Annotated in this window: 10 protein-coding genes and 1 pseudogene; 4 read left to right on the top strand and 7 right to left on the bottom strand. The window is 69.5% G+C overall.

The annotated features are described in order from the left end of the window. From x551_RS13005 to x551_RS13020, 4 genes and pseudogenes are all read right to left on the bottom strand, one after another. Nucleotides 1–441 (bottom strand): annotated as a pseudogene (locus x551_RS13005) (dioxygenase); the annotation flags it as partial. Between the two features lie 277 nt (nt 442–718). Beyond that, entirely contained in the window at nt 719–1,213 is a 495-nt protein-coding gene (locus x551_RS13010; RefSeq protein WP_085984393.1) for an ASCH domain-containing protein, read from the bottom strand. Then, on the bottom strand, nt 1,210–1,437 hold the full coding sequence (locus x551_RS13015; RefSeq protein WP_036233098.1) for a hypothetical protein: 228 nt from the start codon (nt 1,435–1,437) through the stop codon (nt 1,210–1,212). Before x551_RS13015 ends, x551_RS13010 begins: the two co-directional genes overlap by 4 nt. Before the next feature lie 102 nt (nt 1,438–1,539). Then, nucleotides 1,540–4,473 (bottom strand): AAA family ATPase, encoded by a 2,934-nt coding sequence (locus tag x551_RS13020; protein ID WP_011829331.1) that lies wholly within the window; start codon nt 4,471–4,473, stop codon nt 1,540–1,542. Between the two features lie 138 nt (nt 4,474–4,611). Between x551_RS13020 and x551_RS13025 the strand changes: the two genes are divergently transcribed. The 4 genes from x551_RS13025 to x551_RS13045 all read left to right on the top strand — a co-directional run bounded on the left by x551_RS13025 (nt 4,612) and on the right by x551_RS13045 (nt 8,010). Continuing rightward, the gene (locus x551_RS13025; RefSeq protein WP_011829330.1) at nt 4,612–6,084 is read left to right on the top strand and encodes an FAD-dependent oxidoreductase; all 1,473 of its coding nucleotides are present in this window, start codon (nt 4,612–4,614) and stop codon (nt 6,082–6,084) included. Beyond that, the gene (locus x551_RS13030) at nt 6,081–6,698 is read left to right on the top strand and encodes a DUF3313 family protein (protein WP_237706386.1); all 618 of its coding nucleotides are present in this window, start codon (nt 6,081–6,083) and stop codon (nt 6,696–6,698) included. The genes x551_RS13025 and x551_RS13030 overlap by 4 nt, the downstream gene beginning before the upstream one ends. A 608-nt stretch (nt 6,699–7,306) precedes the next feature. Next, nucleotides 7,307–7,519: a hypothetical protein gene (locus x551_RS27415; protein WP_036248864.1), complete on the top strand. Its 213-nt coding sequence runs from the start codon at nt 7,307–7,309 to the stop codon at nt 7,517–7,519. Nucleotides 7,520–7,566: 47 nt separating this feature from the next. Further along, nucleotides 7,567–8,010, top strand: a complete 444-nt coding sequence (locus tag x551_RS13045; RefSeq protein WP_152543512.1) for a hypothetical protein — start codon at nt 7,567–7,569, stop codon at nt 8,008–8,010. Between the two features lie 296 nt (nt 8,011–8,306). Here the strand turns inward: x551_RS13045 and x551_RS13050 are convergent, their stop codons facing one another. From x551_RS13050 to x551_RS13060, 3 genes are all read right to left on the bottom strand, one after another. Beyond that, nucleotides 8,307–9,146, bottom strand: coding sequence for a hypothetical protein (locus tag x551_RS13050; protein ID WP_036233094.1), 840 nt, complete (start codon nt 9,144–9,146; stop codon nt 8,307–8,309). An 89-nt stretch (nt 9,147–9,235) separates the two neighbouring features. Next, on the bottom strand, nt 9,236–10,522 hold the full coding sequence (locus tag x551_RS13055) for an amidohydrolase family protein (RefSeq protein ID WP_231497673.1): 1,287 nt from the start codon (nt 10,520–10,522) through the stop codon (nt 9,236–9,238). A gap of 257 nt (nt 10,523–10,779) precedes the next feature. Continuing rightward, complete coding sequence (locus x551_RS13060; RefSeq protein ID WP_036233090.1) at nt 10,780–11,460, bottom strand: hemerythrin domain-containing protein; 681 nt, start codon at nt 11,458–11,460, stop codon at nt 10,780–10,782. Nucleotides 11,461–11,785 lie beyond the last annotated feature (325 nt).

An 11,785-nucleotide genomic window follows, 5' to 3' on the forward strand; every position in this document is an offset into this window, starting at 1 on the left:
CTGATGCGGCGCCAGCGCCACCGGCAGCACCGGCACGTCGGCCTCGGGCCACGCGAAGCGCAGCACCGACCAGATGCCGTGGTCGAGCCCGGCCTCGTCGCTGGGCTGCACGGCGATGCCCTGCGCGGCCAGCAGATCGGCCACGCGCGCAGCGAGCGCGGGTGCGCCGGGCGGGCCGTACTGCAGTTCGTACAGCGCGGGCGGGAAGCCGCCGAAGTCGTGCACCGCGTGGTGATGGGCGCTGCCCAGCACCAGCGGCAGGCGCGCGGCGGTGTGCGGGGACACCACGACGATGGCCTTGGGCCGGCCGAAGCGCGTGTCGATCGCCCGGCCCAGGCGCTGGAAGAACGGGCCGGTGCTGCCCGGCTCCAGCGCCAGCATCGGCGAGCCGTGCGAGACGAACAGGGCGGGCAGGGGAGTGGCAGGTGTGGTGGTGCTCATGCCTGCCATTGCATCACCGCCGCGGCGGGGTGGCGTTCAGCGGGTTTGCATGCAGCGTTCGGTGGGGGTGAGGGAGGGCGAACGACCGCGGCGGCGGCTACCGGCCGTTCGGTCTTGGTCAACCCGTACGTACGACTGCTTCACGGTTGGGGTCGCGCGCTCGGCGCGCGGAGAGGCCAGCAGTTCGATGAACGACCGGATGGGTTCAACGCGGAGTGGCGCTTCCGACCCAAAGCAGTTGTAGGAGCGGCCCTGCGTCCTGCCGATGAGCGGACGCTCAGGAGGCCGGGGCGTGAGGGACGCCGGGGTTCATGGCAAACACCAGGTCGAAGCGCTCGCAGAATACGAGCATCCTGGGGTCGGGCCGGCGGCCGATGCGCCTGCATTCTCGCGTGAAGTAGTCCCAGTGGCCCTGCCGCCAGTATCGAAGCGACAGATCCCCCTCCCCCTCGCTTGCCGCGAATTCCGCCGTGACGTCGTCGAACGGGACAGCTTCGATCGTGCGTGTTTCGATGATGCCCAGCGGGGTGCCGAGCCAGTCGGTCATGATGCTGAGGCTGCCGGGCCACGGCGGCCGCTTGTTGTCGTGCTCGTAGGTCCAGACCAGGCTGGCACTGCCGCGCTTGGTGCCTTGCAGCACCAGCGTCGCGAGTTCCAGGGCGCCCTGATTGTTGTCGTGGAAGTGGAACGGCTCGTAGAAGTCGGACGAGCGGTCCCTCCCGATGGCAGCGCCATACGCTTCCCAGATCGTGCGCATCGACGGCGGGATCACGACGGCTCCCCTCGGGTTTGGTGACAGGATTGCGCCGCGTCCGTGGCCGCATGCGCCAGCAGCGCCGCGACGAGTTGCGCGGCATCGTCGAACGGGACCGATTCGCCCGTGGCGACATGTTCGATCAGGCCCGCGATCAGGCCTTGCGCGGGACGCGAATCGCGGTGCAGCTTGAGCACGTAGCACAGGCTGCCGGGATGGGAGGGGACGGCGTTCAGTGTCATGGCGGTGCGTTCGATCGAGATGGGCCAGCGTAAGCGCCCTGCGCCGGGCAGTCGTGCCGAATCGGTGTCGATTCGGTGTCGAGTGCGCGGGCGATACCCCGCTCAGCGGTCGCCCAGCAAGGCGCGGGCGCGGTTCATCAACGGTGCAGTGCTGCCCGCCGGCATGCCGGTGACCACCTTGCGCAATGCCTCGACGTCCCCGGTGTCCGCGTGCGGACCGTCGCAGAGTTCGACCAGGACGGTCATTTCGAGCCACGGGGATCGCTGGCGGCGAGCTTCGGCCAGGGCCTCCCGGGCGGCGGCGGCGGCGTCTCGCTCCGCGCCTTGAGCCAGCAGAGCGTGCCGCTTCAGCAGCAGCAGCCGGACCCGGTAGGAGTGGTCCTCCAGGCGCGCCGCCATGTCGAGTGCCTCTTCAGCCTGCTGCAGCGCGCGAGCGCCGTCCCGCGCGAGGATCAACGCCTCGGTGGCATAGCCCAGCACCTCCGACGAGCCGTACGACATGCCGACCTGCGCGTAGCGTCTGTAAGCGCGGGCTATCTGTGCGTAGCCCTCCGCAGGCGCGTCCGACCAGGCCTGCACCAGGCCGCGGAACCACTGGCTGGGGCCTTCGCCATGCGCCAACGCACCCTCGTCGGTGATCGCGCTCAACTGCGCCGCGAGGGCAGCAACCTGGACTCGGTCGTCGCGGCGCAGTTCGCACAGCGCCGCCAGCCAGGTCGAAATCATGCGTGCCATGGGCTGCTTCAGGGCCCGGGCACGTGCCAGCGCCAGCTCGGACTGGACCTTTGCACGCTGGTCGAAGCCGGCCAGCAGCAACGGGATCGCCAGCGCGGCCTGCATGTTGACGAGCGGGTCGAGCACGAAGGCCGTCTGCAGCGTCTGCTCGTCGAGCCCCGCTGCCGCCTGGATGCCCTGCTCAAGCACGGCGATCGCTTCGAGCGGCGGGCCTTCGAGCTTGAGCATCTGCCCGAGCAGGTCGCAGGCCGTCACCACCAGCACAGCGTCGTCGCGTTGCAGCGCCTGCGCGAGGCTGCGCTGCGCCAGCTCGCGCGCCGGGGCGAGTGCGCCGCGCAGGAACAGCCCCAGCCCCAGCCCGTGCAGCGCCATGCTGCGCAGCGGATGTGTCGGCAAGCCACCCAGGGCCGCCTGCGCCTGCTCGAACGACTGCAGCGTCTCGTCCGCGCTGACCCCCACCAGCTGCGCTGCTGCCGCGCCGCGCAAGGTGTGCAGCGTGGCCAGCACGTCCTGCCCCGACGCGCCGGATCGGCGGCGACGGGCGATCGCCAGCCCGCGGTCGGCGAGGCGCAAGGCGTCGGCCGGCGCGAACTGCTGCAACGCGGCGGCCGCAGCCGCTGCGACGTGGGGCAGCGCCGCGTCAGGGTCCTGCCCCAGTTCGAACTGCGTCGCTAGCTCGGCGGCCGAGACGACGGCCCCGGATGCCGCAGCACCGGCCAGCACCAGCGCGACACGGCGGTGCAGCTGAGCCCGTGCCAGCGCGCCCATGCGGTCGTGGAACACATGACGAACCAGCGCATGACGGAAGGCGTAGCGGGGCGCCGCCGCGTCGGCTGCGGCGTGCTCCTCGATGGCCGGCACCAGCCATTGCTGTCGTCCGGCCAGCAGGTCGCATTGCCGTGCCACCTCGTCGACATTCCGCGCAAGCACCTGCGCCACCACCGTCGGACTGAATTCGACGCCGCACGCGCTGGCAGCCTCCAGCAGCGCGATCTGGTCGGCCGGAAGGCGAAGGATCTGCCGCTCCATGATGCCCGCCAGGCTCTCCGGTACCGACAGCGTCTCGAAGGCAAGCGGGGCGTCACGCACCACGGCGCCGGCATGCAGCGCGCCCTGGGTCAGCAGTTCGTCGACGACGTTCGCCACGAACAGGGGCAATCCGTCGGTGTGGCGGTGCAGCGCCTGCACGAAGGACTCGGACCCGGCGATACCACCGAGCCGCCGCGACACATAGGCGGCCAGTTCACGCTCCGAGAACGGATCGAGCAGGATTTCGTCCACCAGCCGGTGCAGCCGCAGTTCGTGCCGCACGGCCTTCAACGGATGGTCTTCGGCGATCACCTCGGCCGCACGGAAGGTGGCCAGCCACATCCAGCAGGCCTTGCCGCGCCGGCGTGCCACATGGTTGAGCAGGGTCACGGTGGCCTGATCACTCCAGTGCAGGTCCTCGGTGACCAGCAGCAGCGGCCGGTCCTGGGTACAGCGGTCCAGCAGTTCGCCGAACTCCCGCAGCATGCGGGCCTGGCTCGTGCCGGCCAGTTCACGGCGCAGGCTGTCGCGCTCGGCCTCGCTGCACAGCCACGGCAGCTGCAGCAGCCAGGTCGGTGCGACGCTGCGCAGCAAAGTGGCCAGCGCGGGATCGGCGCGACACAGCGTGGCCAGGGCCTCGAGCACCGGCAGGTACGGCTCGCTTGGGCCGTGTTGCTCGACACATTGCCCCTGCGCGAACGCGACCGGGCCGAGCGAGGCCGCAAAGTCGTCGACCAGGGTCGTCTTGCCGACCCCGGCCTCGCCGGCCAGCCAGCACAACTGGTGCTGCCCCGCCCGGGCGCGATCCCACGCCGCATGCAGCCGATCCAGCGCCGCGCCGCGCCCGACCAACCGGGTGCCGCCCGAGGTCCCGGAGACTGCCGGCGCTTCCACGACCGGCACGGCCGAACCGTCGTTCGAGCGAGCGACCGAAGTGGGACGCCGCTCGGGGCCGGGCACCGCGATGAACCGGTAGCCGCGCCGCGAGGCGGTCTCGATGAATCTCGGCGCTCTCGCGTCGTCGTCGAAAGCGGCCCGCAACGTCCGCACGGCCGACTTCAGCACCGATTCGCTGACGTGGTGATGCCCCCAGACGGCGTCGAGCAGCATGTCCTTCGTCACCAGTTGCCCGGGGCGCCGCACCAGCTCGCACAGCACCGAGAACGCCCGCGGCGGCAGATCCAGCGCCTGCTCGTGGCGCTTGAGCATGGCGTTCGCCTCGTCGAGTTCGAAGTCGCCGAAACGGATCAGCAGAGGCTGGGATTCGTTCATGGCGCGAAGGGATCGGCGTGGTGGGACTGTACGGGATCGACACCGTTTCGACACCGCTCCGGCACGACTTGCCGGGCCGCTATCCCTAGCCTCTCGGTCACCGCGATCAAACGCACCACCCGACCGAAGGACCGCACCATGCAAGCATCTCCGTCCGTCAATTCCGCCGCTTCCGGCATCGACACCGACGTGCTGATCGTCGGTGCCGGCCCCACCGGCCTCACGCTCGCGACTGCGCTGGCCACCCGCGGGGTGCGCACCCTGCTCGTCGATCGCCAGGCGGCCGGTGCCAACACGTCGCGCGCCGCGGTTGTCCACGCCCGCACGCTGGAAGTGCTCGAACCGCTGGGCGTGACGGACACGCTCGTGTCACGCGGCATCCCGGCGAAGCGCTTCACGATTCGCGATCGCGACCGCGTGCTGGTGCCGATCGGGTTCGAGGACCTGCCGACGGCATATCCCTATACGCTGATGATCTCGCAGGCGACCACCGAAGGCATCCTGCTGGAGCGCCTGCTCGGCCTGGGCGGGCAGGTGTTGCGCCCGCGCACGCTGATCGGCCTGAAGCAGGACGACGCGAAGGCAACAGCGCTGCTGGACGATGGCAGCTGGGTGACGGCGCGCTTCATCGTGGGTGCCGACGGGATGCACAGCGCCGTGCGTGAACAGGCGGGCATCCCGTTCACGGGAGGCAGCTACGGCGAAACCTTCGTTCTGGCCGATGTGCGCTTGAGTGGTGCGGTGCCCAGCGACGAAGTGATCCTCTATTTCTCGGCAGCCGGCATGGTGGTCGTCGCTCCACTGGCCGACGGCGTGCACCGCATCGTCGCCACGGTCGCCGAGGCGCCCGACAAGGCCGACGCGGCATTCTTGCAGGCGTTGCTGGACACCCGCGGCCCCGAGCGTGAGCCAGCGGTCGTCCACGAAGTGCTGTGGAGCTCGCGCTTCCGTGTTCACCATCGCATCGCCGATACCTACTGCGCCGGCCGCGTGCTGCTCGCCGGTGACGCTGCGCACGTGCACAGCCCCGCTGGCGGGCAGGGCATGAATGCCGGCATCCTGGATGCCGTGACGCTGGCCGATGCGCTCGTCGCCGCACTCGCGGGCAACATGGGCGCGCTGGACGCCTACAGCGCGCAACGTCGTCCGGTGGCCGTGCAGATCGTCGCATTCACCGATCGGCTGACACGCATGGCCGCCGCCCGCCCCGGCCTGCGCCGACTGCGCAACCTGCTGCTGTCAACAGTGTCGAGGCCGTCCGCGGTGCGGCGCCGGCTGGCGTGGCAGTTGTCTGGGCTGGTCTATCGGCCGAGCGAACTGTCAGCTGGGGGTCGTCACGGCGCCGTGGCCCGGTCCGGGTCGGCTTTGTGGAAATCGATCACGGGTGCCTTGCAACGCTTCATGGAACGCCGTGCGCGAGCGCGGCAGAACCGCGACGACGCGAGGATCCTGTGGCAGCTCGACGATGACCAGCTCAAGGACATCGGCCTCACGCGCGGCGAGATCGGCTTGCTCATCGACGGTGAAGCAGGCCCCGCCTCCGAAACGCGGCGCAATGCCCGCTGTGTTACCCGATCGATGGGCAAGCTCGAATGCGGGGGTGCGTCGTGACGGCCGTCCGCTACGCCATCGCGGTCGCCTGCGTGGCCGCCGCCAGCGCCTGCAGCACGGTGATGGTCCCGCCGCGCGCGGACTTCCTGAGCAGCTACGCCGCGCTCACGCCCGATGCCGACCGTGGCTCCGCGAGCAGTCGTTCAGTCATGGTCATCGACCCTGCGCGAGTGACCATCGACGCCATCGAGTGGCGCGCCGACACGGGGACCGACATCACCGAAGAAGAGCGTCGCGCCCTGCTCGGCCACCTGCGCGGCGCACTGCTCGAACGTGTCCACACGCTGCCGCGCGCACAGACGGGACACCCGGCGGTGCTGCGCGCAGCCATCACGCGCGTCGAGACGGTTTCGCCGTCCCTCAATGCCGTTTCCGCGCTGCTGCTGTTTGCACCACTCGACCGCGGTGGCGCGGCCGTCGAGATCGAGGCCCTTGCACCCGACACCGGCCAGCAACTGGCGGCACTTTCGCTGGGCTATTTCACTCCCTTGTCCGACATGAAGGTGCGCTTCAGCCGGCTTGCGCCGGCCCAACTGGCCTTGCGCAAGGCGGCGGCTGATTTCAGCGAACTGCTGCAGCCCGCCGCTGGCACCAAGCCGACGGCGCGCGACTGAACAGCTCCTTCGTTGCTCCGATCTCGGGCCGAGCGCCGCGACCAAGCGCACGCGCCTATTCATCCTCTGGTCACAAGGCCCAACATCATGAAGACGATCCGCTCCATCCTGGTCCTGGCATTCCCCAACGCGGGAGAACAGGATCTGCTGATTCCGTGGGAATTGTTCAAGGCCCAGGCATGGACCATGGCCAACCGTGGCGAAAAGCTCGACGTCGTGCTCGGCAGCTTCCAGGGCGGCAGCAGCGTCGCCACGCAGATGGGCACCCGCGTCCACATCGACCGGAAGATCGAGTCCGACGAACGGTTCGACCTGGTCTACATTCCGGGCGGCATCGGCGCCGGCGCGCAGTCACTGAACCCAATGCTGCTGGACTTCCTGCGCGCCCATCGCGCCGAGGGCCGCTGGATCGCCGGCAACTGCGCCGGCATGGCGGTGCTGCACGCGCCGGCGTCCTGCAGGGGCTGGAAGTCACCTCGCCGGCCACCCTGTCGCGCAGGCTGCCGGCCGAAGGCACCCGCGTCGTCCAGCCGCGCAGGGCGTGGAAGATCGACGCGGAGAACCGGATCTTCTCCTCGGGCGGTGCGGGCACGGTCCACCCGAGCACGATGGCGCTGGTCTGGCATCTCTTCGGCGACGAGGCCGGCCGCGCACTTGCCGCGGGATGGGACGCGCTGCCGCTGCACGGTGAGTCGCTGTTCGCGCTGCTCGGCCCGGTGATGAACGACGACCCGGCCGTCGCCAGCCGGTTGCAGGATGCGTGGGAGCCGGTCTTTCTGCCGGCGCCGCAGGCCGTCGCCGATCCGCTGGGGGCCCAATGATTCACCACCTGTCTTTGCCCGCCCGCGACCCGAGGCACGTGGCCTCGGTGCTGACCGAGATGTTCGGCGGCACGCTCACCGGCTTCGGTCCCTACCGTGATTCGTTCATCGCCTGGGCGGGCGACGAGCACGGCACCGCCATCGAGGTGTATCCCGTCGGCACCGAGATGTTCCCCGATGCGGGCCAGGGTCAGGCGAACTTTCGTCATGTCTCCGACGCGTCACCCTACGTCGCGACCCATGCCGCAGTGTCGGTGGCGCTCGACGCGACCGGGATCTTTGCGCTGGCGAGTCGCGAGGGCTGGCGCGCCGTCCAGCTGTCGCGCGGCACGAACCACGTCATCGAGTTCTGGATCGAGAACACGGTGATGCTCGAGTTGATGACGCCGCAAATGACGGCCGACTATCGGCGCGCGGCATCGCGGTTCTCGCGGAAAGGCGTCGACCACGTTGCCATTGAAGCGACGGGCCCAGCGAACAGCCACCGATGACAAGCGCGGGACGCCCGCGCGCCTCGGCGGCGTCGTCGTCCATTGCACTGTGGGCCAGATTCAGCCAAAGCAGTCGGACACGAGCGGCAGGAACTGGCCGCGAGTGCCAATTCGCGGCCGCACCAGGAAGCGGCCCTTCGGGCTGAAGTCGCGGTGAGTCTGTAGTCGCGCGGCCAATCGACTGTGGTTCGCGGGAAGGCTGTCCTCGTCCGCAGCGCCCGTCGATCAGATTTCTGCCTGTCCCGAGGTCTCCAAGCCTTCATCCACATCGCTGCCCGGCAATCGCACGCTCGCCCTCAGAGATCGACATCGATCTCGGCCACCGTGAGCACACGGCCATTCACCGTTTCCTTGACCAAGGCGCTCGGCGATGGGGCGGGCAGACGATGGATCAGCAACCGCTCACCGTGAGGAGTCACCTCCATGAGCTGGAAGTGGCGCAGCGCATGTTGCGTCAACGGAATCGCCGCCGTGGAGCGCAGGATCACGGTGTCGGTGGGGCCCGGCGCCAGCGTGGCGGTGGCCGGCTCGAAATCGACCTGGCCCTCCGCGTCGCGGATGAAGAGGGCGCGGCCCGCAGCGCCATGCACCGAATACCTCCAGACGACCGCGCGGGCATCGAAGGCGATGAACCAGGCCGTCCCTGGCGAGTCGGCCGACGACCACCGGATGCGCACGTAGCCGAGGAGCGAACTCGGGACGTGCTGCGTGATCGAGCGCTGCAGGGGCAGCGCGTCCCGTGCGGCCCGGTCGGCCGCGGAGACGGTCGCGCCCTCATGCAGCCTGCGAGTGCTGCCGCTGCCGCCGTCTGGGGTAGGAGCCGTGGTGCTGTCGAACCACAGCGTGGAGTCCCCGTCCGCGCGGTCGATGTCGGTGTACGCGAAGAACGCGGGGTCCGTCGCGGTGAGTTGAAACAGCAGGTCGACCGTGGTGTCGCCGCCCGAACCCTCGGACCCGAAGACAGACAGTCCCTGGTGCTCAGCGCGGCAGATCAGCCCCAACGCTGAAAGCCGTGCCGGAGGCGGCTCCACCAGTTGCCACGCGACGGGCACGGAGGCCCCCGCCTCATCGAAGCCGGCGTGACGCACTTCGATGGAGAAGGCCCTTTTCCAGCCCTGCGGCGCCTGACCGGTCACGCTGACTCCTCGGATGTGTGCTCGGGGCTGCACCGGAAACCATCGGCGAAGCGGTGGCAGGTGCTGGAGCCCGCCGCCAAGCCCCTTGTTCAGTGGGTCAGGCGGTTCTTGTACAGCTTGCCGTCTTTCATGATGACCAGCAGTCGCCGTTCCGGATCGGCAAGGAGATTGATGTCGGCCATCGGATCGCCATCGACGAGCAGCAGGTCGGCGAGCGCACCCACTTCCACCACGCCGAGGCGGCCCTTGTAGGGGGCGCGCTTGCCCGACAGCGCCAGCAGTTCGGCGTTGGTGCCCGTCGCCATCACCAGCACCTCGCCCGGCGTGTACCAACGCACCATCTTCGCCAGTTGCGCACCCTGCCGCGCCGCCAGCTTGGCGTCGAACAGCGTGTCGGTGCCCCAGGCCGTCTTCAGCCGGTACTTCTTGGCCAGCGCATAGGCCGAGTCGGTCCCGCGGGTCATCTCCAGCTGCTTCTCCCGGTTCGCCGAACCTTCCGGGAAAGGGTTCGCGTCCTCGTCGTCGAGGAAGGGCTGCATGGACAACCACACGCCCTTCTCTGCCATGAGCTTGGCGGAGGCATCGTCCATCAGCTGGCCATGGTCGATGACGCGGACACCGGCCTTGATCGCCGCTTGGATCGCACGCGGCGTGTATGCATGCACGCCGACGTAGGTGCCCCAGTTCTCCGCCGATTCCACGGCGGCACGGAACTCTTCCTCGCCGTATTGCGCCACATCCAGGGGATCGAAATTGGAGGACACCCCGCCGCCGGCCGCCAGCTTGATCTGGCTGGCGCCCATCATCAACTGCTCGCGCACGGCGCGACGCACCTCGTCCGGTCCGTCGGCGATCCGCGCCGCACCCATCACCTCGGTTGAATGCGGTGGCGACGATGGAGAGCGCGGCAGGTCGCTGAACGCGCGATAGTCCGCATGGCCGCTGGTCTGCGAGATCATCGCGCCCGAAGGCCAGATGCGCGGGCCCGGCGTCACGCCCTCGTCGATGGCGCGCTTCAAGCCCCAGGCAGGCCCTGCGAGATCACGCACGCTGGTGAAGCCGCGCATCAGCGTGTCTTTGGCCGCTCCCGCCGCCACGATGTTGATGAACCCCGGGTGTGCCGACAACCCGTCCTTCAGCGGGATCGCCGCCATCATGGAGTGCCAGTGCGCATCGATCAGGCCGGGCATCAGCGTGCGGCCTCCCCCGTCGATCACGGTGGCGGTGGAGGACGCAGCAGCTTCGCCGATCGCCGCGATGCTGTTGCCCTTGACCAGCACATTGGACGGGGCCGTCAACCGGGCCGTCTTGCCGTCGAAGACCCGAACATTGCGGAAGAGGACCTCGGCAGGGGCCGCCTTGGCGTCTGCCGCCACCGGCGCGGCAGGCGCCTGAGGAGAATGCGCCGTGGCAGGCATCACTGCGAGCAGAGGCGCTGCAGCGAGCGCGATGACGAGGGGTCGAAAGTGCGCCATCAAACTGCTCTCCCTGTCCGCTGCCAGTCGCAGGCCTTGTCGCGTTCGAACGGCTTCAAGGACGAACCATCCGCTCAGGTTACTCGAAGATCGCGTCGCCCTGCAGCAATGACTCGCTGCTCGATCCCTGCGCATGGGTTCGCGGTGTTGCTGTTCCCTCAAGCCTCCACCAGGCCCGGCGCCACCTTCCGCCCCAGCGCCCTGCAGAGCTTGCCCCATGCCCCATCGTCCAGCAGCGCGCGCGCCGAGTCCAGCACCGGCTCGCGGGCCGCGGGCGGCAGGCCGGCGATCAGCTGCGCGCGCTCCGCAGGGTTGAGCGCCAGGATCAGCCAGCGCAGCCACAGGCTCATCTCCTGGGGGCCGATGCCGGCCAGGATGCGGTGCTCGATCGCCTGCAGTTCGGCATCGCTGTAGCCGGCCCACAGCGCCTGGTTGTGGCGGGTCTCCTCCATGTCCATGTGCTCGAAGTTCTCGGCCACGAAGGCGGCCAGCTGGCGGTACAGCCGGTGTGCCGCCGCGGCCTCGGGCGCGGCACGCAGCGCGGCGGCGTGCGCGCGCAGCGTGGCGATGGTGTCCAGGTGCTCGCGGTGTTCGCCGGCGATGCGCTGGCTGGCGCCGGCTTGCTGCGCCTCGAGGGCCGGGTGGATGCAATCGTTCTCGTGCTGCAGGTGGCTGCTCGCGGCGTCCAGCAGCGTGTCCAGCTGGCCCAGGCCGGCCGCCAGGTCCTGCGGGTCGTCCAGGTCCAGCCGGCCCAGGCGCTGCAGCGTGTCGGTCATGAACAGGCGCAGCGCCTTGTGGATGGGTGCGTAGATGTCGAAACGGGGTGGGGTGGTGCGCATGATGGGGGTCCGTCAGAACAAAGGAATATGGAAAGGAAGGAGCCGCCAGTGTTGCGAGCCACCGCCGCGCCGGCATCGCTCCGGAGAGCCATGGCGCCATCGCCGCACGCGGATGGCTCTTCGCGCCGCGGCGGCGTGCCGGCTTCCTAGAATCGGGCAGCCCTCCGCGCTGTTGCGGTGGCCGCTGCCGCCGCCGCTGTCGCTGCTGTCCATGGACAACACCCGCAACGCCTCCGCTGCCCCCCATTCCAGCAAGCACCGCATCCCGCGCGCACGGCGCGACCTGGTGCCGCGCCCGACGCTGCTGGCGCCGGTGCTGGAGCAG

The sequence above is a fragment of the Methylibium sp. T29 genome, assembly GCF_000576205.1.
GTDB classification, from domain to species: domain Bacteria; phylum Pseudomonadota; class Gammaproteobacteria; order Burkholderiales; family Burkholderiaceae_C; genus Methylibium; species Methylibium petroleiphilum.